The sequence below is a fragment of the Actinopolyspora sabaoui genome, assembly GCF_051225635.1.
In the GTDB taxonomy this organism is placed as follows: domain Bacteria; phylum Actinomycetota; class Actinomycetes; order Mycobacteriales; family Pseudonocardiaceae; genus Actinopolyspora.
The window spans coordinates 535,044-557,711 of record NZ_JBMIHH010000002.1; the positions used below are offsets into that span (position 1 = coordinate 535,044).

Consider the following 22,668-nt stretch of genomic DNA (forward strand, 5'->3'; position numbering starts at 1 on the left):
CGCACTGGCCCGGGAGGACGTCGGGGTGGTGGCGACCTGGCTCGGCACTACCAAGCTCAGGTCCGGATCGCATCGACCGCGTCGAGGACCTTCTCGCGGAACTTCGGAGGCAGCGGCACGTAACCCGCCTGCTCCAGGTTCTCCTGGCCCGCGTGTGCCGCGACCCGCAGCGCGGCGGTCACGGACTTCGCGGTCTGTTTGTCGTAGCCTGCCGAGCACACGACCTCGTAGGTGGCCAGCACCAGCGGATAGACCCCCGGCGAGTCGTTGCCGTAGATCGACTCCAGGTTCAGCCGGAGGTCGTGTCCGGCACCGGCTATCTCGGCACCGTCGATGGCCTTGCCCGCGGATCGGCTGGTGAGTTCGACCGGGCCGTTACCGCTGTCGATGGCGGCGATGCCGAGTCCGGCGTTCTTCGGGAAGGCCCAGGCCGCGTAGGTGATCCCGCCCTCGGTCTGTTCCACCGAGGAGGTGACTCCGTCGGTGCCTGCCCTGCCCTGGCCGACACCGGATCCGGGACGGAACGTCTTGCCCGAGCCGTTCCACATCCCGTCGGTGGCGATGGAGAGGTATTCCTGGAAGTTGGCCGAGGTGCCGGACTCGTCGGAGCGGTAGAACGGAACGATCTTCGTTCCCGGCAGGTCGGCTCCCTGATTGAGTCGCTGAATGGCCGGGTGGTTCCACCTGGTGATCTCACCCTGGTAGATCTTGGCGATCGTCTCCGGGCTGAGGTTGAGGTCGTCGACCCCCGGGAGGTTGTAGGTGATCGCGAGCGGCCCGAACACCATGGGGATGTTCCAGGCGGGATTGCCTCCGCAGCGTTTCCTGGCCTTCTCGGCCTCGGCACTGTTGAGCGCCTCGTCCGAGCCGGCGAAATCGACCTGCCCGGCGGTGAAGGCGGAGATGCCCTTGCCCGAGCCGGAGGCCGTGTAGTTGAGCTGCCTGCCCTCGCACTTGACTCCGAAGTCCCTGGCGAAGACGTCCATCGCGTTCTTCTGTGCGGAAGAACCCTCGGCGACCACGGAGGCGTTTCCGCAGTCGACCTCGAGTTGCCGCAACTCGGGGTTCAGATCGGCCGTGGTGACGTTGCGATCGGTTCCGCAGGAGGTCAGCGCGAGAACACCGACCGCGAGAAACCCGAGCGCGAACCTGTGCCGCCCGAAGTGCACGTCGCTCCTCCAAGCCAACGGAGTTGACGGCGTGTGCCGTTCCGAGAGCGACCTTAAGTCGACTCGGTAGCCGTCGACCACCATTCAGGTGAACAGAAAATGAACACGGCACGCTAAGTAAGCAAGCACACAGCTAAGCGGGTGAGCACACCCGAAAAATGCTCACCCGCACCACAATCACGAACACCCACAGTGTTCAGTATTGCTCATCGGCCGAGCTGCGCGTCGACATCCCAGCGCTCGAAGCCGAGACGTCGGTAAACGCTGACCGCGGGGCCGTTGTCCCCCTCCACGTAGAGCATCACCCTGGGGCATCCGACGTCGCGCAGGTAGCGCAGCCCGGCCAACGTCAGAGCTCTCCCGAGCCCACTACCCTGCGTGTCCGGATCGACTCCGACCACGTAGACCTCGCCACTCCCGTCCGGGTGAATCTTGGTCCAGTGGAATCCGAGCAGCCGGTCCGCACCGTCCACGGCCAGCAGGAACCCGGCCGGATCGAACCAGTCCAGCCCCTCCTTCTCCCGCACTTCCGCCTCGGTCATCCCGCCCTGCTCGGGATGCCAGGAGAACGCGAGGTGATTGACCCGCACCAGTTCCGGTTCGTCCTCGCCCGGCCGGAAACCACGTATCGTCACTCCCTCGGGAAGCACCGGCTCGTCGAGTTCGGCACCGCTCAGCTCACGCCCCATCCGCCACAGTTCCCGGACCCGCGCGAGACCGAACCGGTCAGCCAGCCGGACCGCCCCCGCGAGCAGGCCGTGCGACCAGATGCGCAACCGGTACGAGTCCCCCTCCTCGTCGGGCTCGACGGGTATCTCGGCACGTTCCAGCAACGCCGACACCAGCTGGGTACCGATCCCGTTCTCCCGGAACCGGGGATGTACCGCGAGTTCGGCCACCAGTGGTTCCCCCCGGGCTTCGCCCTCGGTGTCCACATGGGCGTAGCCGGCCAGTTCGCCACCGTCGGCACGGATCACGAAATGCTCCGAACCCGCTACATCGGCCTGCACCGGCTCGATCTGTTCACTGACACCGCGGTGGGAGCGCAACCGCAGGATCACGTGCTCACCGACCGGTGCCACCCCATCGGCCCGCTCGGCTGCGGTCAGCAGGTCGAAGACCTCGGCGGTCTCGATCTCGTCAAGTCCGTTTCGCCACGTCAGATGCACCACGCGACCGAGATTACCGATGTTCAACCGGAGTTTGTTGCCCGCGTGGCCCCACTCGACTATGAAACCGAGGGAAGGACGGTCACGAACAACAGAATCGCAGCGAGTGGAACGACGAACGGCGCACCACGCCGAACCCCGCCCTCGAGGCCGCGTCAATTTCCCGCGAAATCGCCGCGCCACTTCGACGCAGGCCGAACTCCAACCACCCTCGCAGCCGGCGCCGCCGCGGGTTCTCCGGTGCGGCTCTCGCGAGGACGGCCCCGACGTTGTGTAGATCGCTACCCGATGTCGGGCCTCCCCACAGCGAGAGCCGTGCCAGAGGTTCCGCCACCCACACCGCCACGCAGCACAAGCCCCGCACGAACGAAAGAAGTGGTCATGCGTTTGAAGGCCCGCCTCGGTACGGCCGACGCGGTGACGATCGGGCTCGGGTCGATGATCGGCGCCGGGCTCTTCGCGGCGTTCGCCCCGGCGGCCTCGCGGGCGGGTTGGAACCTGGTCCCGGCGCTGCTGCTGGCCGCGTTCGTGGCGTTCTGCAACGCGTCGAGTTCGGCGGCGCTGGCAGCGCACCACCCCGCCGCGGGGGGTACCTACGTCTACGGCCGCGAACGACTCGGTGCGATCTGGGGATACCTGGCGGGCTGGGGGTTCGTCACCGGTAAGACGGCCTCGTGCGCCGCGATGGCTCTGACGGCGGCGAACTACCTCTCGCCGTCGCACCGCGATGTCGTGGCGGTGGTGTTCGTGCTGTTGCTCGCCGGGACCAACTACGTCGGGATCACCCGCACGGCGCGGCTGGCCCGGGTGCTGTTGGTGATCACCCTGACCGGGCTGGCGGTGGCGCTCGTCGCCGTATGGTTTCCGGACTCGAACCCACCGCTACTGCCCGGTACCGGCGCCGTCCCGTCGGATACCGGGTCGCGCTGGGGTGGCCTGTGGGGAACGACCGGAGCGGCGGGGCTGCTGTTCTTCGCCTTCGCCGGGTACGCGCGGATAGCCACCCTCGGTGAGGAGGTCCGCGATCCCGAGCGGACCATCCCGCGGGCCATTCCGATCGCGCTGGGCATCGTGGTGCTGCTGTACCTGGTGGTGGGGGTGACGCTGCTCGGCTCGCTGGGCCCGTCCGGGCTGGCCGAGTCCACCGCACCGCTCGCCGAGGCGGTGAAAGCGGGCCCGCTTCCGTGGCTGGCCCCGGCGGCGAGGATCGCAGCGGGCACTGCCGCGCTGGGCGCACTGCTCGCCCTGCTCGCGGGCGTGGGAAGAACCGCGATGGCGATGGCCCGCGAACGGGACCTGCCGGGGCCGCTGGAGCGCGTTCACCCTCGGTTCGGCACTCCGCACCACGCCGAGCTCGGGATGGCCGCCGTGGTGGTGGTGCTGATCGCGGCGGGCGATCTGCGCGCGGTGATCGGCTTCTCCTCGTTCGGTGTGCTGGTCTACTACGCGATCGCCAACGCGGCGGCGTGGACCCTGCCCGGGGAGCGACGGTGGTTCCCCAGAGCACTACCCGTCGTGGGCCTAGTGGGGTGCGCTGTACTCGCGTTCAGCCTGCCGTGGCAGGCCGTCGTGGCCGGAGTCGGCTGCTTCGGCGTCGGACTCCTGTTCCGCGAGCGGCGGAAGGTCCGCTCCTTCCTGCTGCGCGGCCGAGTCGGCACGTCGTGAACCGCTCGAGTCCCGGCTCGGCCGCGAGGGCCGCACGAACTTGTAACCCACGCTGCGGACCGTCCCGATCATGGCCTCGTGCTCGGGACCCAGCTTGGCGCGCAGCCGCCGGATGTGCACGTCCACCGTCCGGGTACCGCCGAAGAAGTCGTAACCCCAGACCTCCTGCAGCAGCTGCACTCGGGTGAAGACCCTGCCCGCGTGGGTGGCGAGGTGTTTGAGCAGCTCGAACTCCTTGTAGGTCAGTTCGAGGGCCTTGCCCTTGAGCCTGGCCGTGTAGGTCTCGTCCTCGATGACCAGGTCGCCCACGGTCACCGGTCCCCCGGCGACGGAGTCGGCACCGCGCTGTGCGGTACGCAACCTGATCCGCGCGTCGACCTCGGCCGGGCCGGCGGTGGGCAGCAGCACGTCGTCCACACCCCACTCGGCGTTGACCACCACCAGGCCGCCCTCGTTGACCACGGCGAACACCGGCACCCCGGCGCTTCCCGAGGACAACATCCGGCACAGGTTCCTGGCGTTGGCGAGGTTGTCGCGGGCGTCGACGACGACGAGTTCGTGTCCGCCGGCGGTGACCAGCGCGGAGCTGTCCGGACCGATCACCCGCACCCGGTGCGGCAGCAGGGACAGCGCGGGCAGTACGGACTCGCAGTCGGACTCGTTGCTCAACAGCAGCAGATCGGAGCTCATACAATGCCTCCGTGAACCGGCGTAAACGCCGGGAGTGGGCGATACGGAAAATGCGCCGTAACCGGGCCGCGAGGCTCCGTTGCCTCCGATGACGAAAAGAATACCCATAACACGCAGCACAAGCACAGGTAACGCAACACAGCTCACACGACCGAGGCAGTGCGGCCAGTCCGAGGCAGTGCGGCCAGTCCGAGGGGCCGTCGGTTTCGAACCACCCGGTGATCGGGCTCCGAGCGAGGAGCGCCGGAACGGCCGCGCACGTGGCCCGGACCACCGTGCCGGATCCCACCGCGCGAGCCGCCGCGGAAGGTGAATCGACGAACCCCTACTAGAGTGAAAGCACCGTGTCCCCCGCCGCGGAGACACCAGACAGAAACGGAAACCTCCCGGTGCGACGTGCCTTCCCGGCCAAGAAGCTCACGATCACGCTGGTCGTGCTGCTCGGTCTGTTCCTGGCGGCAGATTTCGGCGGCGCGGCCCTCGCCGAGTACCAGGTGTCCAAGAAACTGGGGAAGAAACTCGAGCTCGGACGCGACCCGGGGGTCCGGATAACCGGCTTTCCGTTCCTGACCCAGGCGGCGCGAGGGGACTTCCGTGATGTGCGGTTGCGCGTACCGGGGGTCGACGTCGGTCCGCTGCGCGACGTCGACGTCCGGGCGCGGCTGCATCACGCGCGGATCTCCACTCTGGGCATGTTGACCGGTGAGAACAACCGAATAGCGGTCGAGGAGGTGACCGGGAAGCTCCGAATCGACGAATCCGATCTGGACAAGGTCGTGCCGGTCGAGAACCTTCGCATCACTCCGGTCGACCCCCCGCCCGCCTCGGCGACCGCGTCCGGCGGCGCGGGCAGCGAGTCCTCGACGGGGGTGCGGATGCGCGGAAAGGTCGACATCGCGGGGACGAGCAATCGGGTCACCGTCACCGGCACGCTCCGGTTGGAGGACGGCAAGTTGCGGATCGTGCCGAACGAACTGGACCTGAAGAACAGCGCCGTCGGCCGGGTGGACCTGGCGGGCACCTTCGAGAAGATGATCCTGCGGAGGTTCGACACCACTCTCGATCCGGGAGGGCTGCCGTTCGACGTGCGGCCCACGGCCGTCGAGGTGGAACGCGGCACGCTGGTGGTGGCGGGCAGCGCCGAGAACGTGGTGATCAACGGGAACGGAACCATTGGTTGATGCCGCCGGAGTGGTGGGCGCTGTTGCTCGCACTGATCGCGACGCTGATACTCGGCTCGGTGCTTCGCGGACGGGAGGGCCGGATCACCACGCGGAATAACCGCCGTGGCGGCGGGGTTCCCCCGGCAGTGTTCGATCAGCTTCCCGCGGAGATCGCCGAGGTGCTGCGCCGCGAGGTTTCCGGCACCGACGGCGAAGTGACCGGAACCGGGCGCGCGGCCGGTCCGGCTGACGGCTCCGCCGCACGAGACGTGACGCCCGAGATCATCCTGCTGCAGTTGTCCACCACGTTCTGCGCCCCGTGCAGACACGCCCGAATCCTGCTGTCGACGATGGCCGAACGAACCACGGGGCTGCGCCACGTGGAGATCGAGCTGACCAACCGTCCGGAGTGGTCGGCCCCGTTGGGGGTGCACACCACACCCACCACGCTCGCGCTGGACGCCCACGGGCGGGAACTGTTCCGGGTATCCGGAGTGCCGCGTCGCGAGGGGCTCGCCGAGGCACTGCGCCCGCACCTTCCCTGAGTGGAGTTTTCCGCTCGGGTTGTCGGGTCGCTGGCTCGGCGGAACCTCTCGCACGGCTCTCGCCGCGGGAGGCCCGACATCGGGTGGTCGGAAAAGCATCGGTGAGAGCACCCGATGACCGGAACGGCAATCCGGTTCGGATACATCCATCCCAACAGGTGAACAATCTTTCCGCCAGCCAGTCGTGACGGGTAACCTCCGAAGTGTGCATGTACTGCTGACCTCCAGGCGCGCGGTGGATCTGTGCCGCGTCGGAAGCAGCCTGTGTCGCGTGTGACGACCAGGGCCGCGGCACCGAATGCGATCGGTTCTCACACCGACGTGGCGGCTTTCCCCGGCCCGGCGGATTCGGCACCCTCTTCCATCAGCCAGGAGACACCATGCCCAGTGATGACCGCCTCGATCCACGCGGTGTCCGTTTCACGGCATGGATCACCAGCGGCATCCTCGTCCTGGGGCTGCTGACCGGGAGCTGGCGAGTACTGGCCGCACAGACCGCGCTGTTCGCGCTGTGCGCGTTCGTGGGGCTACGCGTCAATCCGTGGGGGCATCTCTACCGGCACACGGTGCGCCCTCGGTTGTCCGAGGGTGACGAGCAGTCGTACGAGGACCCCGCACCGGTTCGGTTCGCCCAGGGAATCGGATTCACCTGCACCCTGGTGGCAACCGTCGGATACGCCGGAGAGTGGATCCTCTTGGGGGTGACGGCGAACGCGCTGGCACTGGTCGCCGCGCTGCTCAACGCCGCCTTCGGTCTCTGTCTCGGTTGCCGGTTGTATCCGTTGATCCGGAGGTTGGTTCCCGCGGGAGGCACCTCCGAAATCCGCTGAGAATTCACTTCGTTGATACGAGCAAAGGAGTCGCTCGATGAGTCGTGAACAGGTCCTGGTGACCACCGACTGGGCCGAACAGAACCTGGACACCGACGGGGTCGTGTTCGCCGAGGTGGACGAGGACACCACAGCCTACGACGGTGGACACATCCGCGGTGCGGTCAAGCTCGACTGGCGCAACGAACTGCAGGACCACGTGCGGCGTGACTTCGTGGGCCGGGAGGACTTCGGCAAGCTCCTCTCCGCCAAGGGGATCTCGAACGACGACACGGTGGTCCTCTACGGCGGCAACAACAACTGGTTCGCCGCCTACGCCTACTGGTACTTCAAGCTCTACGGGCACCGCGACGTGCGGCTGCTCGACGGCGGCCGCAAGAAGTGGGAGTTGGACGGCCGGGAGCTGACCAAGGAGGTCCCGGCGCGCTCGGCCACCAACTACGTCGCGGGTGAGCCGGACAGCTCGATCCGCGCGTTCCGCGAGGAGGTCGTGGATTCGATCGGTGAGCGCAACCTGGTGGACGTGCGCTCGCCCGACGAGTTCTCCGGGAAGCTGCTCGCACCCGCGCACCTGCCGCAGGAGTCCGCGCAGCGCGCGGGCCACATCCCCTCGGCGATCAACGTGCCCTGGAGCCGCGCCGCCAACGAGGACGGCACCTTCAAGTCGGACGACGAGCTGCGCAAGGTCTACAACGAGGCCGGACTCGACGAGTCCAGGAACACGATCGCCTACTGCAGGATCGGTGAGCGTTCCTCGCACACCTGGTTCGTGCTGCACGAACTGCTGGGGCACCAGAACGTGAAGAACTACGACGGTTCCTGGACCGAGTACGGCTCGCTGGTCGGCGTGCCGATCGAGAACCCGAGTGAGCAGGAGGCATGATCGTGAGCAGTGGATGCGGAGCACCGGACCAGTCGACCGCGGGTGCCGACACCGGCGACCAGACCGTCGTGGCGGGCAAGGTGCGTTCCGGGGGTCAGCCGGTGGGCGGCGCCTTCGTCCGGCTGTTGAACCCGGCGGGCGAGTTCACCGCCGAGGTCGTCTCCGCCGAGAGCGGTGACTTCCGGTTCTACGCGGCCGAGGGAACCTGGACCGTGCGTGCGCTGCACCGCGACGGCAGCGGCGAGTCCGAGGTGGCCGCGAACGGGCCGGGCCTGCACGAGGTGGAAATCGCCGTGGCGTGATGCCGGAGGTCGGTGTCGGCGCGGGAAGCGCCGACACCGCCACCGAACTCGATCTCACTCCCCGGTGTCGCGGGAGTGCGGCAGGGTGTTGCGGGAGCGCAGCAGGGCGAACGCCCGCTCGTCGCGGTCCTGCGCCGCCGGATCGGAGTCCGTGGTGCGACCGACGGTGGTGAAGTCGAGCACCTCCCACCCCGTGCGGTCGAACAACCTGCGCAGCCCGGCCTCCGAGAAGATCCAGAAGTTCGTGGCGTCGTTGTTCGTCTCGGTCGGGTGAAGCAGATAGGCCACCGGTTGCTCGGCGAACCGGGTTCCGTGGTCCGGGCTCAGCTGTGCGATCCGGGTGGAGACGAAGCAGAGCTCGCTGTGCCGGGAGAGCGTCTCCAAGGCGTAGAACGGGTTCTTCAGGTGGTACAGCAACCCGAGGAACAACACGGCGCGGTAGTGCTCGGCGGGTAGCCGGAACTGGCTGTCCAGGTCCACGTCGTGGATGTCCGCCTCGGAGCCGAGCCGTTCGGCCAGCAGCCGCGCGCCCCGCAGGCCGTTGTAGTTGGGGGCCGAGGTGTCGACCACGTCGAGCCCGCATCCCAGCTGGGACTCCAGAAAGAAGCCCAGGTCACCGTCGGCGGCGCCGATGTCGGCGATTCGTTGCCCCGCCAACCGGTCGAACACGGTTCGGTTGTCCCCGGACAACAACCCGTCCAGGTGGAGCATGTTGGCGATGGTGTCGAAGGGGTACCAGGGGAACTCCGGGTCGATCTCGGACTTGCGTCCGAGCAACCATTCCCGGTAGTTCATCGCCTTGTCCCGCAGCGTCGCGAACTCCATGTGATCCCCGTCTCCTCGGCGCCGGCCCCAGACCCGCTGAGCACCGAAACGTGGTTGAGCAACCCTCTGGTCCCGGCAGATCATGCCTGAGACCACATCCCACTCGGGCCGGGTGGTGGTTATGCTTACAGCCGTGACACTCATCGACTTCCTGCACTACGGCCTGGTCACTCTGGTGGGGATCGCCGCCCTGGCGACGGTCTGGTTCGCCTTTTACGTGGTGTATCGCCTGCACAGCGACTGATCCACCCACCACTGGACGGGGGAGTGGCGACTAGCGCGGCGAGCCTTCGAGGTAACCTCGAAGGCGATGTCTGCCACGCCCAACCAGCCGTCCGAACAGTCCGGCCCCTCCAACGGTCAACCGCAGCCCGGCAGCGGTGACGCGGCGGTGCGCGCCCAGGCCGAGCGCGCGGAGAAGACGCGCGGCCGCAACATTCCCGAGTTCGACGATCTGCCGGGAATCGGGGACACCGCGAACCTGCGCATGGGTCCGGAACTCGACGGCGCCTGCCTGGGGTTGCTGCCGCTGGTCGGTGTCTGGCGGGGCGAGGGCGAGGCCAACCACCCCACGCTGGACGAGAAGTACCGCTTCCTGCAGCAGGTGACCTTCGCCCACGACGGCAGGCCGTTCCTGTACTACGAGAGCCGCGCCTGGAAACTGGACGGCGAGGGCGGCGAGATCGTGGAGCCCGCTTTCCGCGAGCTGGGCTGGTGGCGTCCGCAGCCCGACGACAGCATCGAGCTGCTGCTGGTGCACTCCTCCGGCATCGCGGAGATGTTCTTCGGCAACCCCCTCAACCAGACCAGCTGGCAGCTGTCCACCGACGCGGTGCTGCGCACCCCCACCTCGGAGGACGTGACCGCCGCGACCAGGCTGTACGGCGTGGTGGACGGCTCGCTGGCCTACGTCGAGGAGCGCGCCACCTCGGAGCACGAGCTGCAGCCCCGCCTCTCCGCCAAGCTGGAACGCGTGGTCGGCTGAACGCCGGGCCGGTTCGGGGTGGGCCGGTTCGGGGACGGGCTCGGGTTTTACGTCCCCCCCTCGCCGTGGGCGTGACGATTTCGCGAGAAATTGACGCCGTCCCCGCCGAAGTCCCTCATGGCCGAAGTCCCCTGTGGCGGGTGATGGGCACTTCGGTACCACGAGGTACTACCGCCCCACCGAGGTCACCGTCAGTCCCACCGAGGTCACCGTCAGTACTGCGACTCGTAGAGCTTGCAGATCCGCTCGTGCAGCCCGGGGTCGGTGGCCACGGGCGTGCCGTCCACGGTGTGCACCTGGGTGATCTTGCGGATGCTCGACGCCAGCCAGACGCCGTCGGCCTGCCACAGCCGCTCGGCGGTGATCGGTTCCACGGCGGTCGACCAGCCGGCCTCCGCCGCGGTCCGGAACAGCGCACCCTGGGTGGTGCCCCGCAGGATGCCGGAGCTCGGCGGTGGGGTCGCCAGCCTGCCGCCCTCCGCCAGCACCACGTTGGAGGTGGGGCCTTCCAGCAGCGAACCGTCGGTCGCCGTGAACACGACCTCGTCGGCGCCGCGTCGTTCCGCCTCGCGCAGGGCGGCCATGTTGACCGCGTAGGACAGCGTCTTGGCCGAGAGCAGCAGCCAGGGCGCGCGCTCCATCATCCCGGGGTCGATGCCGCGTTCCAGGGTCACCACGGAAATGCCCTCGGCACGCTTGCGCATCAGTTCCGCCGACAGCGACTGCCCCGAGACGAACGCGCTCGGAGTGCCGTCCCCACCGTCCAAGCCCCTGGTGCAGACGAGCTTGATCGCGCACTCCGGCTCGCGGTCCCACGGCCACTCCGTCGAGATCGCTCGCACGGCGCGGTGCCAGCTCGCCCGGTCGGGCAGCGACAGTTCCATCAGCCGGGCCGAGCGCTCCAACCGGTCCAGGTGGGCTTCGAGTTCACGAGGTCGCCCGTCGACGGCCAGAATCGTCTCGAAGATCCCGTCGCCACGCTGCACCCCGAGATCGTCGGAACGCAGCAGCGGGACCTCGGGGTCGGCCAGGGTGCCGTCCAGCAGAGCCAGCATGCGCATACTCGCAGCCTAGAACCTACGTACCCGGATGCCCGAGCGGGCCGCGCCGGGTCACCCGGTCGTACGATCGAAAGCGAGAGTCGGCCGAAGCGCTGGAGCACGTTGCGCGGACCGTTACCCGCGGAGGGGCGATGAGGCAGGACGAGGAACGGGGCACGAACACGAGACCGTCGGGTGCGGGGCCGGGGCGGAGTGCCACTAAACCCGCGCTGCGCAGCACGCTGCACCGGCGGGGAATGCGCATGACCCCGCAGCGCCAGCTGGTCCTGGACGCCGTCCGGGAGCTGGCACACGCGACCCCGGAGCAGGTGTGCAGACACGTCCAGCGCACGACTCCGACGGTCAACATCACCACCGTCTACCGTGCGCTCGACCTGCTGGAGCAGCTCGGGCTGGTGCGACACACCCACCTGGGGCACGGGGCTCCCACCTACTCCGTGGAGGAGCACGAACACGTGCACCTGGTCTGCCACCGCTGTGGCGGGATCGACGAGGTCCCCTGCGAGTGGTTCGAGGAGCTCGGCCGCCTGCTGCGCGGCGAACGCGGCTTCGCGCTGGACGCCACCCATCTCGCACTGTCCGGGACCTGCGCGTCCTGCCTGGCCGAGGAGGCGGATCAGGACGGGAATATCGAAGCTCCGCGTGGAGCTGACCCTGGCGAAGGCGATCCCGTCGAGGGCGACTGAGTCGCCGCGCGAACCCGACAGAGCCCGAAGAACAGCACCCGAACGGATGACCCCGCGATCGAACCGCCGGGGTTCCCGCCGATGGGAGGACGATGAACTCACCGCTGCTCGAACTTCCCGGTGCGGTGCCCGCACCCGAGGATTCCCCCGATTTCGGTGTGCCGTGGCACTTCGGTGACCCGTTCGGGGAACAGCGCGCGGCCGCTCGTGGCGCCGCGATCGTGGATCGTTCGCACCGGCAGGTGATCGCGGTACCGGGCGGGGAACGTCTGAGCTGGCTGCACCTGGTGCTGTCCCAGCACCTCACCGAACTGGCGGAGGACCGTGGCACCGAGGCGCTGGTGCTGGACAGCCAGGGCCGGGTGGACAGCCACATGATGGTGGCCCACCACGACGAGGTCGTCTACCTGGACTGCGAGGCGGGTTCCAGGGCGACCAGCGCGCTGCCCACCATGGGCACCGACGGCACCCAGACGCTGCCGGAGTACCTGGAGGCGATGCGCTTCTGGTCCGACGTGCAGCCGCGTGATGCCACCGAGGAGTTCGCCGTGTTCACCGTGATCGGCCCACGGGCGAGCGAAGTGCTCGAGTCGTCCGGCGTAACGGTGCCCACCGAGTCCTACGGGGTGAGCGGGCTGCCCGGCGGTGGCCTGGTGCGCCACGTGCCGTTCCGACAGATCTTCACCGCGGACCTGCTGGTACCGCGGGATTCGATGGTCGACTGGTGGATGCGGTTGACCGAGAACGGCGCGCGCAGGGCGGGCAGCATGACCTACGAGGCGCTGCGGGTGGAGGCACTGCGCCCCCGCGTGGGCCTGGACACCGACGAGCGAGCCATCCCGCACGAATTGGGCTGGATCCACACCGCCGCTCACGTGGCCAAGGGCTGCTACCGCGGCCAGGAGACCGTGGCCAAGGTGCACAACGTGGGCAAACCGCCGCGCAGGATGCTGCTGCTGCACCTGGACGGTTCGGTGGAGATACGTCCCGAGACCGGTGATCCGGTGCTGCACGGCGAGCGCACCGTGGGGCGGGTGGGCAGCGTGGTGCTGCACCACGAGCTCGGCCCGGTGGCACTGGCGCTGTTGAAGCGCTCGGCACCCGTGGACGAGGAGCTGCTGGCGGGTGATGCCGAGCAGGAACGCCGGGTGGCCGCCGCGGTGGACCCGGACTCGGTGCCGCCGGACACCGGGGAGCCGCCGGGCAGGATCGCCGCCCAGCGGGTCCGCGGCCACTGATTCAGCGGGTCCGCGGCCACTGATCGGGTGATGCCTCCCACCCCTCGTCGGATCGGCGGATCGCGCACCACGAGCGCACCGAACGACGGTTTCCCGCCGAACGTGGTGCTATCCGCTGATCTCGGCCGTGGAGATCCCCGCCACGGCCACAGTGCGGGATCCCTCGAACCGCCTCGGTTCGATCCGGGAAAGGTGCTCGCCACGGGGATCACCGCGAGGTGTGGCTGTGCCAAGATCGAAGCATGACAGCGCCGGCAACCGATCCAGCCAGCTCGCGGGCACGCCCGGGAACGATCATCACGGTCGCGGTGACGGGAGCCCACGCGAAAGCCGATGTCCCCGCGCTGCCGGTGGGCAGTGAGGAGGTCGCCGCGGCCGCTGCTTCCTGCGCGCGGGTGGGTGCTTCCGTCATAGACCTGGAACCCCGACACGACACCTCGGTTCCGGATGTGGTGGCCGCTGTCCACAGCCGGACCGACCTGATTGTTCGGGTGGCCGCCTACGCGCGGTCGGAAACCCTTACCACCCTGCTGGACTCCGGTGCCGAAGTGCTGACCTGCCCGGTGGACGCACCGGAGGACTTCGTCGCAGCCCTGCGGGAGGGGGCGCGAACCCGAGGGATCGCGGTGCACCACGAGGTACGGGAACTCGGACAGCTGGACACGCTGCGAGCACGTTGCGCGGCGGAAACCGGGGCGGTGCACGCGGTTCTGGTCTTCGGTTCGGCCGCCGACTCCGGGATGCACGGCGATCCGGAGACGTTGAGCAGGGCCGTGGCACGGCTGCCGGAGGGGGCGAGCTACACGGTCACCGGACTGGACGACACGGCGGTGCCGATGCTGCTGGCCACGTTGGCGACGAGCGGGCACGTCCGGGTGGGAATGGCGGACACGCTTGAGTACTCGCCGGGAGAACCGGTGCGGGACAACGCGCAACTGGTGGCACGTGCGGCTGGTGTGGCGAAGATAGCGCAGCGATTGCCACTACCGGTATCCCACGTTCGTGGACTGTTCGGCCTGTCCGGGTGATTCAACCGGGCGGCACGCCTCCGAGCGGCCCAAGTGGTGGATCGCCTCCCCTAGGATGTGGGTAATCGAGCGCCGAAGTGCCGGCTCCGGTGAAGTCAGCGCCTGGATGCAGAGGATTTAGCCGTGATCGAAGTGCGCCCCGGGGGCCGCCGACGCATCGACCGGGTTCTGGACCCGGATTTCGCGGGCGGTCTGGAACAACGTGATCTCGACGAAGTGCGCTCGTTGCGGGACGAAGCCGCACAGGAGGAGACCGATCTGTCCTATCTGCGCCGGATGCTGCACGCGCGCATCGACATCGTGCGTGCGGAACAGCGCAGACGCGCCGAGAACGGTTCCGTCACGGTGGTGGAGGAACTGGTCGGCATCCTTTCGGACAACGCCGTCGGACCGGCCACCGGTTCGGGGCGGTACCAGACCATGGAGCCCTCACGGGTCGAGGCACACCGCAGACATGTGGAGGCACTGGTCTCGGACGTGGACCTGTCCGACGTGATGTCGCTGTCGGCCGCGAAACTCGACGCCGCGCTGCGGGCCTTCGAGTCGGAGGAGGAGTCCGTCTCCACCAGGCGCAAACAGGTGCAGGCTGTGGTCGACGCCCTCAACGACGAGATCGCCCGGCGGTACCGCGAGGGCGTCGCCTCGGTGGACGAATTACTGGCAGCGGAAAGGGACGGGCATTGAACGAGCAGGTCGAGCAGACTCCGCTGGTGGAGCTGGTTCGGGGCGAGATCCGGGAAGGACTGCACCACGGATCCGTGGTGGTGCTGGCGCCGGACGGACGGATGTCGCACTTCGCGGGCGGGGTCAATCGCCCGATGTACCCACGTTCGGCGAACAAACCGGCGCAGGCCGTGGGAATGCTGCGGGCCGGGCTGCGGCTGGGCGAGGAGGCCGACCTCGCCATGGCGGCGGCGTCCCACAACGGGGAGCCGGAACACGTGTTGCGCACCAGGGAGGTGCTGCACCGCCACGACCTGACCGAGGACGCGCTGAGCTGCCCCACCGACTGGCCACTACGTGAGGACGAGCGGGACCGGCGTGCTTCCGAGGGGTTCGGCAAGCAGCGCATCACCATGAACTGCTCGGGCAAGCACGCCGCGATGCTGGCCACCTGCACCCAACGGGGTTGGGCCACCGAGGACTACCTGGATCCCAAGCATCCGCTGCAGATCGAACTCCACGAGGCCGTGGCCGACCTGGCGGGCGAGCCGATCGACTCGGTCTCGGTGGACGGCTGCGGGGCTCCGCTGTTCGCGCTCTCGCTGACCGGGCTGGCCCGTACTTTCCAGCGCATGGTCACCGCGGCCACCGGCACGAGCGAACGGCGGGTGGCCGACGCCATGCGGGCGCACCCGTGGTTCGTGGCGGGCACCGAGCGCGAGGACACGCTGCTGATGCGTGCCGTCCCGGGCCTGTTGAGCAAGTCGGGGGTCGAGGGCGTGCTGGCGCTGGCCCTGCCCGACGGGCACGCGATCGCCCTGAAGATCGCCGACGGCTCGGCGCGGGCCAGGCTGCCGGTGGCGGTGGCCGCGCTGCGCGCGGTGGGGGTCGACAACGAGAACCTGATGGAACTGGCGGAGAGCGGCGTGCTGGGTGGAGGTCGTCGGATGGGCACCGTCCGCGCGCTCAAGGGTCTGTTCGACTGAGTCCGAGCCGCGCTGCCCCGACCGGACGAGCACGGGCCCGACGAGTGGGACCGGACGAGCCCGCCCCGGCGGAGTGACCCCGACCAGCGGGAGCTGGTAGAGCGGAGTCAGGCGAACGGCGGCGGGCCGACGAGGTGAGGGCGGTCACCGAGGTGACGGAGGCCGCCCGGCCCGTCGATCGAACACCCCGTCCGGACACCCACGTCGAGGCGGCGGGAAGACCTCGATCAGTTGTAGCGTTCGTGCGCGGCCAGCTCGGCCCAGAATTCGCGCAACGCTTCGTAGCGTTCTCCGACCTCGGTGGTGTGACCGAGCTCCATGGCGTCCACGATCGCGTGCACATCCTCGGCCGAGGAGTCCGCTTCCAGGTCCTCGTCGGACATCATCTGCACCAAACCGCCGTAGTCCAGTTCCACGGCCGCGTGGGGGTGGAACCGTTCCAGCCAGCGCCCGGTCTCCCGCAGGATCTTCGGTGGCCCTTCGTCGCCGAGGGTGTTCCTCGTGACGGTGTGCGCCCGGGAGACCCGCCTGCGGGCATCGGCCATCGAGGTCAGCCAGTAGAGCCGCCTGATCCGCCCGTACTCGTCGTGCAGCACGGTGCGCTGCTCCGGATCCACCACGGCGAACCACGGCAGCGGGATGGTCCAGGTCGAGGAGATCACGTGGACAGCGCTGTCGGAAAGCTCCTGCACCACCGCGGAGGCCTTGGACTTGGCGGTGTCCTCGGACACGTTGAGGGCGGCTGTTCGCAGCGGGGGGTCCGCCGCGCCGATGAAACCGACCAACGCGGCGGCGGCGCGCCCGCGCAGGTCCAGCGGACAGACGAGCGGCCCCGGCCCCACCGCGGCGGAGTCCCCCGTGGGAACCTCCTCGGCGTCGAGGGCCAGCACCTCGTCCGGCCCCTGGGCGGTACCGTCGACCGCTTCACCGGGAAGCAGGCGCGGACGGATGGACAGTTGGGTACGCAACCACCTGTTCTGTTCCCGAGATCCCACTCCGACCGGATCCACAGCACCCTGATCCAGCGCTTCGGAGAGCTGTTCACGTCGGGGCGACTCGAATGACGACAGGGGCTCGTACACCCTCATGTAGGCGACGAACGGCTCCGGCACAGCGTGTATGTTGCCATGTCGGTGGAACGGGATCGGCAGTGCCCGTCCCGTGTGACAACCGCCGGGTACCGCTGCGGTCCACGTCACCAGCCCCAGGTGGAGCGGGTTGGCCTACCACGTCGCGAAGAACCGCATCGGCACGGTACGGTAGTTACAGGAAAAGGTTGTCGAGATTCATGCGGGGCCGCCGTTCCCCTGGCCGCCCCGCAAACCCTGCGCGAGGGGGTCGAGCCATGGGGCGCGGCCGTGCCAAGGCCAAGCAGACGAAAGTGGCCCGCGAGCTGAAGTACAATTCCCCCAGTGTTGACCTCGGGGCGTTGGAGCGTGAGCTTTCCTCTGACTACACCCCTGAGTGGTACGAAGAGGAAGATTACTACGACGACGACAGGGACGACGACCACCGAAGCTGAACGCGGCCACGTCGACGAGTGACGGGTTCATTCGTCGACCGGGTTTCGGGTTCCTGTCGGCGGGCGAGTCAACGGCCGGCATCACGACCGACCGGGAATGATGCGCCGGTTACGCGACCGATTGTTCGGAGAGCCCACCGAGTTGTGTCACCGTTTTCGGTGAGGCGGCTCGGTGGGTTCCGTATTGTCCGAGGAAATTGTCCGAGGAGGCCAGGCGGACTCGGGCATCACCGGAGTGCGGTCGTACGAGTCCCGCCCCGACTCAGGTGACGCTTGATTCCGGGCAACTCAGTGCGCGTGCGCACCGTGCACAACGGCGTGTCCCTGGCCACGGCCGATCATCCACTTGTTCACCGGCCACGCCAGCAGGAACGCCATCGCCAACGCGAATGTCAGCGCGGCCCAGAAGAACCAGTTGGCCAGCCCGGCGTGCATCGCCCCGGGAATGCCCACCATCACCAGGTTGTCCACCAGCTCCATCACGGCGATCGAGAGGGTGTCGGCGGCGAGGGCCAGTCGCAACGCGCGCTTGAAACCCACCCCGGCACGCAGCACACCGCGCATGGTGAGGCTGTAGCCGAACACGAACGCCAGCACGACGGCGAGTACGACGGTCGCGGCGTTGTGCAGTCCCAGGGCGGTTCCGATGACCATCCCCAGGACCTCGCCGATGGCGCAGCCGGTCAGGCAGTGCAGCGTCGCCGAAGCGGCCATGCTCCAGGAAGCGGCGTGTGTCGACATCGACTCCTCCGTGATCGCGACTCGTTTCACCCAACGAGTACCCGGGAGGGGTATATTCCACACCCGCGGAGTAGCCACCGACCCCGCCGGTTCCCGCCCTGCGAGGTCCGGTCTCCGGCGGGCGCGGCCCCGGCGATCAGAATCTGGGGTGGTTCCCCCGCAGCACGACCCGCTCCGCGGCCCCGGCCTCGGAGTTCGTGGAGTCCTTGACCACCTCGCCCAGCACCCAGGCGGGCAGATGCCTGGCGGTGGAGACGGCCAGCGCGCGGTCCACGTCCTCGGCGGCCACCACGGCCACCATGCCCACACCCATGTTGAAGGTGCGCTCCATCTCGGCGTTGTTCAACCTGCCGCGCTGCCCGATCAACCCGAAAACCGGATCCGGCGTCCAACTCCCCCGGTCGATCACGGCGCTGAGCCCGCTGGGCAACACGCGTTCGAGATTGGCGGCGAGCCCGCCACCGGTGATGTGGGCGAAGGCCCGCACCTCGGCCTCGGCCGCCAGCGAGAGGCACTCCTTGGCGTAGATGCGCGTCGGTTCCAGCAGCTCCTCGCCGAGCGTGCGACCGAACTCCTCGACGTGCCCGTTGAGCGGCATCCTGGCCTGTTCGAGCAGCACGCGACGGACCAGGGAGAACCCGTTGGAGTGCAGCCCGGACGAACGCATCCCGATCAGCACGTCCCCCGGGCGAACCCGGTCCGGCCCCAGCATGTCGTCGGCCTCGACCACGCCGACGCCGGTGGCCGAGATGTCGTACTCACCGGAGGCCATCATGCCGGGGTGCTCTGCGGTCTCCCCGCCGAGCAGCGCGCATCCCGCCTGGACGCAGCCCTCGGAGACCCCTTTGACCAGGCTGCTTATCCGGTCCGGGTCGACCGACTCGGTGGCGATGTAGTCCTGCAGGAACATGGGCTCGGCGCCGCAGACCACCAGATCGTCGACCACCATCGCCACCAGGTCGATACCGACGGTGTCGTGGATGTCCATGGCCTGCGCGATCGCGAGCTTCGTCCCCACCCCGTCAGTGGAGGAGGCGAGCACCGGTTCGGTCCAGCGGTCCAGTTTGAGCTGGAACAAGCCCGCGAAGCCACCGATCGAACCGAGCACCTCGGGACGCGTGGCACGAGCCGCCAGCGGGCGCATCCGCTCGACGGCCTCGTCGCCCGCTTCGATACTGACCCCGGCATCGGCATAGGTGGCTGCGGGCCCCTCCGGCTCGGAGGCACCGGAATTCGACCCTGTCAGCAGGTCTTCGGACACGTCTTGCTCCAGATCTGGTGCGCGTTTCGGATGGGGTGTGCGTAGCCGCGCGCGGCACGCCCACGCTACGGGTGAACATGGGCGACCGGGGTAACGAGCACGGCGCCGCCAAAGTTGCGAAGACGTTTCGAAGCCGGGGAGGCCACGACGACGCGCCTTCGCCTCTCCCGAGGCCCCCTCTCCCGAGGCAGCGGCCTCACGGCCTGCTCACGGCGTCCTCGGCTCCGTATCCGCTCGGTAACACCGGGTCGGACGAGCCAGCGGTCTCCCCGCTGTTGGGCTCGGGATTTTCCAGCAGGTGTTTGCCGAGCCGATCCTCCTCGGGGATCGGGATCGGGTAGTTCCCGTCGAAACAGGCCGCGCACAACCGGTTGCGGGGCTGCTCGGAAGCGGCCACCAGCCCGTCCAGCGAGACGTAGCCCAGCGAGTCGGCAGCGATCGACTGCCGGACGCCGTCGAGATCGAGCCCGTTGGCGACGAGCTCGGCCCGCGAGGCGAAGTCGATCCCGTAGAAACAGGGCCAGCGCACGGGCGGAGAGGCGATCCTGACGTGGACCTCGAGCGCTCCGGCCTCGCGCAACATCTTCACCAGGGCGCGCTGGGTGTTGCCACGCACGATGGAATCGTCGACCACCACCAGCCGCTTGCCCCGGATCACCTCTCGCAGCGGGTTGAGCTTGAGCCGGATGCCGAGCTGGCGGATGGTCTGGGACGGTTCGATGAACGTGCGGCCCACGTAGGCGTTCTTGACCAGACCATTGCCGTAGGAGATGTCGGCTTCCTGGGCGTACCCGATGGCCGCCGGGGTTCCGGACTCCGGTACCGGCATCACCAGGTCGGCCTCGACGGAATGCTCCCGAGCCAACCTACGCCCGATCTCCACCCTGGTGCTGTGCACCGAGCGTCCCGAGATCGTGGTGTCGGGCCGCGCCAGGTAGACGTACTCGAACACGCACCCCTTGGGCTCGGGATTGGCGAACCGCTGGGAACGCAACCCCTCGGAGTCGATGGCCAGCAGTTCGCCCGGCTCGACCTCGCGCACGAAGGAAGCGCCGATGATGTCCAGTGCGGCCGTCTCGCTGGCCACCACCCAACCGCGCTCCAGACGGCCGAGCACCAGGGGGCGGACGCCGTGCGCGTCCCTGGCGGCGTAAAGCGTCGACTCGTCGGAGAAGACCATGCTGAACGCGCCGCGAACCGTCGGCAGCAGTTCCATGGCCGCCTGCTCCACGCCCTTGTCCGCGGCGTTGACCGCCAGCAGTCCGCACACCAGGTCGGAGTCGGAGGTGGCTCGCTGGCACGCGCCGGAGGCGGACGAGGCGTTGCCCGCGGCTGTGTCGGCGCCCTGCTCCACGGCGCGCTCGAACAGCTCCGCGGTGTTGACGAGGTTGCCGTTGTGCCCCAGCGCGAGGCCGCGGCCGGTGACCGTGGTCCGGAAGGTGGGCTGGGCGTTCTCCCAGGTGCTGCCACCGGTGGTGGAGTACCTGGTGTGCCCCACGGCCACATGTCCTCGCAGCGAGGCCAGAACCTGCTCGTCGAAGACCTGGCTGACCAGCCCCAGATCCTTGTAAACGAGCATCTGCGATCCGTCGCCGACGGATATGCCCGCGGCCTCCTGGCCCCGGTGCTGTAGTGCGAACAGCCCGTAGAAGGCGAGCTTGGCGACTTCCTCGCCGGGCGCCCAAACGCCGAAGACACCACATTCCTCACGCGGGGTGTCCTGCTCGACCGCCTCTGCACTGCCCGGATATGGCAGGTCGGTGACCACCGAAAACTCCCTGAAGGACGGAGTCGGAGTTACACCTCAGTATAAACCGTGTGTCATCCGGCCGTATCCACCTCCCGAGGGTGGGGCCGGTCACTTCTCCGGGGCCTGCCCATCCGGATCGCCGATGCGCAGCAGCGGGAGCCACCACGAGAGATCGGCTCGGGATCCGGAGGCGGCGACCAGCTCCTGACTGATCGCTCGGTCCCAGCCGATCCTCCCCGTGGCGAGGGACAGCCAGGTGTGTGGATCGGTCTCGACGACATTGGGCGGTGTCCCCCTGGTGTGCCGCGGACCGGAAACACACTGCACTGCCGAGAAGGGAGGAACCCGAACCTCCACCGTGTGCCCCGGGGCCACCTGTTCGAGGGTGCGCAGGCTCAGCCGCACCGCTCGGGCCAGTTCGCTTCGCCCGGGGCGCGGCGCTCGGTCGTCCAGCCACGGCAGCGTGGCGGCCACGGCGGTACGCAGCTCAGCGGGATCGACATCTCGTCGGGCCGGCATGCCCGGCAGCCTACGAGCCCGCCGGGCGGCGCACACCACCGCCCGCAGACCGAGCGCCCCTCGACACCTCGGCCGCTGAAAGGCCCGGCTCAGAGCCAGCCCAGCTTCACCGCCCGCACTCCGGCCTGGAACCGGGTTTCCACGCCCAGCTTGGTGACGAGCTCGCGCACCCTGCGATGGGCCGTGCGGGAACTGAACCCCATCAGCCTTCCGATGGTGTCGTCGGTCGCTCCCGAGGCCAACAGCGACAGGATCCAGCGTTCCTCGTCGGTGGGGGCATCCGATTCGACGAACGCGGCGGACTCCCGCAGCGGGGCCGCCGGTCGCCACAGGTCGTCGAAGACGCGGATCAGGGCTGTGAGCATCGCCGAGTCACGCAGCAACACCGCGCTCTCCAGCTCCTCGGGTCCACCGGTCAGTGGTAGCAACCCGAACTCGTCGTCGACGATCAGCAGTTTCGTGGGGGCGAATTGCACCACCCGGGCCTGTTCGCCCCGGTGCATCATGCGTGTGGCCGTCTCCAGCTGCGGTGGACGGGCCAACGCGGCACGGTCGTAGAGCACTCGGTACTCGACGCCCTCGGCCAGTTTGTGGCGCTCCAGGATGTCCAGCGGATCGGTCGCGGCGTAGGGGGGTTTGACCACACCACGCACGAGGCTGCTCGCACCGCGCTGCAGCCGGTGTGCGGTGCTGCCGATCCGCTCGGCACCGTGTACGACCCGTAGTACGCCGTCCGGTCCCGCGGTCGAGCGGGTAACGGCTTCCACGGCTTTCCGCGCTCTGGTGTGCGCGTCGTGTCCGGCCGCGGTGCTGTTCACGGTCGGGTTCCGGGGTGTCGGATCCGCGGGTCGCGGCATTCCGGCATGGATACTCGGCACGATTACCCCTCTCAGTGGGTGCCCGGCCAGGATCGGACCCTCGTCCTCTCCTGGGCGGCAAAGTATCCGAGCCGAACATGACGCGGAACCCACTTTAGGGGGAGCCCAA

General features: G+C 68.6%; 24 protein-coding genes and 1 pseudogene. 14 read left to right on the forward strand and 11 right to left on the reverse strand.

Annotated elements, in window-relative coordinates; translation table 11 throughout:
- Positions 1 to 56: 56 nt before the first annotated feature.
- Positions 57 to 1,169, reverse strand: coding sequence for a phosphate ABC transporter substrate-binding protein PstS (gene pstS / locus ACOQFL_RS05015; protein ID WP_435542886.1), 1,113 nt, complete (start codon positions 1,167 to 1,169; stop codon positions 57 to 59).
- 206 nt (positions 1,170 to 1,375) lie between these two features.
- On the reverse strand, positions 1,376 to 2,341 hold the full coding sequence (gene mshD / locus ACOQFL_RS05020) for a mycothiol synthase (RefSeq protein ID WP_435542887.1): 966 nt from the start codon (positions 2,339 to 2,341) through the stop codon (positions 1,376 to 1,378).
- A gap of 378 nt (positions 2,342 to 2,719) precedes the next feature.
- On the opposite strand from mshD, the pseudogene ACOQFL_RS05025 reads away from it, so the two are divergent.
- A pseudogene (locus tag ACOQFL_RS05025) lies at positions 2,720 to 3,970 on the forward strand (APC family permease); the annotation flags it as partial.
- Here ACOQFL_RS05025 and ACOQFL_RS05030 read toward each other — a convergent pair.
- Entirely contained in the window at positions 3,860 to 4,693 is an 834-nt protein-coding gene (locus tag ACOQFL_RS05030; protein WP_435542888.1) for a winged helix-turn-helix transcriptional regulator, read from the reverse strand. The pseudogene ACOQFL_RS05025 and the gene ACOQFL_RS05030 sit on opposite strands and share 111 nt — an antisense overlap.
- 389 nt (positions 4,694 to 5,082) lie before the next feature.
- Here ACOQFL_RS05030 and ACOQFL_RS05035 point away from each other — a divergent pair, with 389 nt between their 5' ends.
- The 6 genes from ACOQFL_RS05035 (at position 5,083) to ACOQFL_RS05060 (ending at position 8,416) form a co-directional block, all read left to right on the forward strand.
- Positions 5,083 to 5,874, forward strand: a complete 792-nt coding sequence (locus ACOQFL_RS05035) for an LmeA family phospholipid-binding protein (RefSeq protein WP_435542889.1) — start codon at positions 5,083 to 5,085, stop codon at positions 5,872 to 5,874.
- The gene (locus tag ACOQFL_RS05040) at positions 5,874 to 6,401 is read left to right on the forward strand and encodes a TlpA family protein disulfide reductase (protein WP_435542890.1); all 528 of its coding nucleotides are present in this window, start codon (positions 5,874 to 5,876) and stop codon (positions 6,399 to 6,401) included. Before ACOQFL_RS05035 ends, ACOQFL_RS05040 begins: the two co-directional genes overlap by 1 nt.
- Before the next feature lie 205 nt (positions 6,402 to 6,606).
- A complete protein-coding gene (locus tag ACOQFL_RS05045; RefSeq protein ID WP_435542934.1) occupies positions 6,607 to 6,678 on the forward strand; it encodes a putative leader peptide in 72 nt (23 codons plus the stop codon).
- A gap of 103 nt (positions 6,679 to 6,781) precedes the next feature.
- Positions 6,782 to 7,231, forward strand: coding sequence for a DUF4395 domain-containing protein (locus tag ACOQFL_RS05050; protein ID WP_435542891.1), 450 nt, complete (start codon positions 6,782 to 6,784; stop codon positions 7,229 to 7,231).
- Between the two features lie 37 nt (positions 7,232 to 7,268).
- Entirely contained in the window at positions 7,269 to 8,114 is an 846-nt protein-coding gene (locus tag ACOQFL_RS05055) for a sulfurtransferase (RefSeq protein ID WP_435542892.1), read from the forward strand.
- Positions 8,111 to 8,416, forward strand: a complete 306-nt coding sequence (locus ACOQFL_RS05060) for a DUF1416 domain-containing protein (protein ID WP_092928713.1) — start codon at positions 8,111 to 8,113, stop codon at positions 8,414 to 8,416. The genes ACOQFL_RS05055 and ACOQFL_RS05060 overlap by 4 nt, the downstream gene beginning before the upstream one ends.
- 54 nt (positions 8,417 to 8,470) lie before the next feature.
- Here ACOQFL_RS05060 and ACOQFL_RS05065 read toward each other — a convergent pair whose 3' ends face one another.
- Positions 8,471 to 9,241 (reverse strand): methyltransferase domain-containing protein, encoded by a 771-nt coding sequence (locus ACOQFL_RS05065; RefSeq protein ID WP_435542893.1) that lies wholly within the window; start codon positions 9,239 to 9,241, stop codon positions 8,471 to 8,473.
- A gap of 310 nt (positions 9,242 to 9,551) precedes the next feature.
- On the opposite strand from ACOQFL_RS05065, the gene ACOQFL_RS05070 reads away from it, so the two are divergent.
- Positions 9,552 to 10,226, forward strand: coding sequence for a heme-binding beta-barrel domain-containing protein (locus ACOQFL_RS05070; RefSeq protein ID WP_176797802.1), 675 nt, complete (start codon positions 9,552 to 9,554; stop codon positions 10,224 to 10,226).
- Positions 10,227 to 10,438: 212 nt separating this feature from the next.
- Here the strand turns inward: ACOQFL_RS05070 and ACOQFL_RS05075 are convergent, their stop codons facing one another.
- Positions 10,439 to 11,287: an aminodeoxychorismate lyase gene (locus ACOQFL_RS05075; RefSeq protein ID WP_435542894.1), complete on the reverse strand. Its 849-nt coding sequence runs from the start codon at positions 11,285 to 11,287 to the stop codon at positions 10,439 to 10,441.
- Positions 11,288 to 11,523: 236 nt separating this feature from the next.
- Between ACOQFL_RS05075 and ACOQFL_RS05080 the strand changes: the two genes are divergently transcribed.
- The 5 genes from ACOQFL_RS05080 (at position 11,524) to ACOQFL_RS05100 (ending at position 15,888) form a co-directional block, all read left to right on the forward strand.
- Positions 11,524 to 11,973, forward strand: a complete 450-nt coding sequence (locus ACOQFL_RS05080) for a Fur family transcriptional regulator (RefSeq protein WP_435542935.1) — start codon at positions 11,524 to 11,526, stop codon at positions 11,971 to 11,973.
- Positions 11,974 to 12,065: 92 nt separating this feature from the next.
- Positions 12,066 to 13,211: a CAF17-like 4Fe-4S cluster assembly/insertion protein YgfZ gene (ygfZ, locus tag ACOQFL_RS05085; RefSeq protein WP_435542895.1), complete on the forward strand. Its 1,146-nt coding sequence runs from the start codon at positions 12,066 to 12,068 to the stop codon at positions 13,209 to 13,211.
- A gap of 242 nt (positions 13,212 to 13,453) precedes the next feature.
- Entirely contained in the window at positions 13,454 to 14,239 is a 786-nt protein-coding gene (locus tag ACOQFL_RS05090; protein ID WP_435542896.1) for a 3-keto-5-aminohexanoate cleavage protein, read from the forward strand.
- Between the two features lie 123 nt (positions 14,240 to 14,362).
- Entirely contained in the window at positions 14,363 to 14,923 is a 561-nt protein-coding gene (locus ACOQFL_RS05095) for an RsiG family protein (protein WP_435542897.1), read from the forward strand.
- Positions 14,920 to 15,888 (forward strand): asparaginase, encoded by a 969-nt coding sequence (locus ACOQFL_RS05100; RefSeq protein WP_435542898.1) that lies wholly within the window; start codon positions 14,920 to 14,922, stop codon positions 15,886 to 15,888. The genes ACOQFL_RS05095 and ACOQFL_RS05100 overlap by 4 nt, the downstream gene beginning before the upstream one ends.
- A 227-nt stretch (positions 15,889 to 16,115) precedes the next feature.
- Here ACOQFL_RS05100 and ACOQFL_RS05105 read toward each other — a convergent pair whose 3' ends face one another.
- A complete protein-coding gene (locus ACOQFL_RS05105) occupies positions 16,116 to 17,000 on the reverse strand; it encodes a DUF8083 family protein (protein WP_435542899.1) in 885 nt (294 codons plus the stop codon).
- 233 nt (positions 17,001 to 17,233) lie between these two features.
- On the opposite strand from ACOQFL_RS05105, the gene ACOQFL_RS05110 reads away from it, so the two are divergent.
- A complete protein-coding gene (locus ACOQFL_RS05110; protein WP_092977090.1) occupies positions 17,234 to 17,410 on the forward strand; it encodes a DUF3073 domain-containing protein in 177 nt (58 codons plus the stop codon).
- 288 nt (positions 17,411 to 17,698) lie between these two features.
- On the opposite strand, the gene ACOQFL_RS05115 is transcribed toward ACOQFL_RS05110, so the two are convergent.
- The 5 genes from ACOQFL_RS05115 to ACOQFL_RS05135 form a co-directional block, all read right to left on the reverse strand.
- Positions 17,699 to 18,151 carry a DUF4396 domain-containing protein gene (locus tag ACOQFL_RS05115; RefSeq protein ID WP_435542900.1) on the reverse strand — a complete coding sequence of 151 codons (453 nt, stop codon included), beginning with the start codon at positions 18,149 to 18,151 and terminating at the stop codon, positions 17,699 to 17,701.
- A 136-nt stretch (positions 18,152 to 18,287) separates the two neighbouring features.
- Positions 18,288 to 19,412 carry a phosphoribosylformylglycinamidine cyclo-ligase gene (gene purM / locus ACOQFL_RS05120; RefSeq protein ID WP_435542901.1) on the reverse strand — a complete coding sequence of 375 codons (1,125 nt, stop codon included), beginning with the start codon at positions 19,410 to 19,412 and terminating at the stop codon, positions 18,288 to 18,290.
- Positions 19,413 to 19,608: 196 nt separating this feature from the next.
- Positions 19,609 to 21,180 carry an amidophosphoribosyltransferase gene (purF, locus tag ACOQFL_RS05125; RefSeq protein WP_435542902.1) on the reverse strand — a complete coding sequence of 524 codons (1,572 nt, stop codon included), beginning with the start codon at positions 21,178 to 21,180 and terminating at the stop codon, positions 19,609 to 19,611.
- 90 nt (positions 21,181 to 21,270) lie between these two features.
- Positions 21,271 to 21,681: a sterol carrier family protein gene (locus tag ACOQFL_RS05130; protein WP_435542903.1), complete on the reverse strand. Its 411-nt coding sequence runs from the start codon at positions 21,679 to 21,681 to the stop codon at positions 21,271 to 21,273.
- An 89-nt stretch (positions 21,682 to 21,770) separates the two neighbouring features.
- Positions 21,771 to 22,499 (reverse strand): DNA-binding response regulator, encoded by a 729-nt coding sequence (locus ACOQFL_RS05135; protein ID WP_435542904.1) that lies wholly within the window; start codon positions 22,497 to 22,499, stop codon positions 21,771 to 21,773.
- Positions 22,500 to 22,668 lie beyond the last annotated feature (169 nt).

What these genes read in the sequence shown, in the direction of transcription:
- ACOQFL_RS05050 (WP_435542891.1), top strand. Translation starts at nt 6,782, where the DNA reads ATGCCCAGTGATGACCGCCTCGATCCACGCGGTGTCCGTTTCACGGCA.
- ACOQFL_RS05060 (WP_092928713.1), top strand. Translation starts at nt 8,111, where the DNA reads ATGATCGTGAGCAGTGGATGCGGAGCACCGGACCAGTCGACCGCGGGT.
- ACOQFL_RS05075 (WP_435542894.1), bottom strand. Translation starts at nt 11,287, where the DNA reads ATGCGCATGCTGGCTCTGCTGGACGGCACCCTGGCCGACCCCGAGGTC.
- ACOQFL_RS05080 (WP_435542935.1), top strand. Translation starts at nt 11,524, where the DNA reads ATGCGCATGACCCCGCAGCGCCAGCTGGTCCTGGACGCCGTCCGGGAG.
- ACOQFL_RS05090 (WP_435542896.1), top strand. Translation starts at nt 13,454, where the DNA reads ATGACAGCGCCGGCAACCGATCCAGCCAGCTCGCGGGCACGCCCGGGA.
- ACOQFL_RS05110 (WP_092977090.1), top strand. Translation starts at nt 17,234, where the DNA reads ATGGGGCGCGGCCGTGCCAAGGCCAAGCAGACGAAAGTGGCCCGCGAG.
- ACOQFL_RS05065 (WP_435542893.1), bottom strand. Translation starts at nt 9,241, where the DNA reads ATGGAGTTCGCGACGCTGCGGGACAAGGCGATGAACTACCGGGAATGG.
- ACOQFL_RS05040 (WP_435542890.1), top strand. Translation starts at nt 5,874, where the DNA reads ATGCCGCCGGAGTGGTGGGCGCTGTTGCTCGCACTGATCGCGACGCTG.
- ACOQFL_RS05055 (WP_435542892.1), top strand. Translation starts at nt 7,269, where the DNA reads ATGAGTCGTGAACAGGTCCTGGTGACCACCGACTGGGCCGAACAGAAC.
- ACOQFL_RS05115 (WP_435542900.1), bottom strand. Translation starts at nt 18,151, where the DNA reads ATGTCGACACACGCCGCTTCCTGGAGCATGGCCGCTTCGGCGACGCTG.
- ACOQFL_RS05130 (WP_435542903.1), bottom strand. Translation starts at nt 21,681, where the DNA reads ATGCCGGCCCGACGAGATGTCGATCCCGCTGAGCTGCGTACCGCCGTG.
- ACOQFL_RS05030 (WP_435542888.1), bottom strand. Translation starts at nt 4,693, where the DNA reads ATGAGCTCCGATCTGCTGCTGTTGAGCAACGAGTCCGACTGCGAGTCC.
- ygfZ (WP_435542895.1), top strand. Translation starts at nt 12,066, where the DNA reads ATGAACTCACCGCTGCTCGAACTTCCCGGTGCGGTGCCCGCACCCGAG.
- ACOQFL_RS05070 (WP_176797802.1), top strand. Translation starts at nt 9,552, where the DNA reads ATGTCTGCCACGCCCAACCAGCCGTCCGAACAGTCCGGCCCCTCCAAC.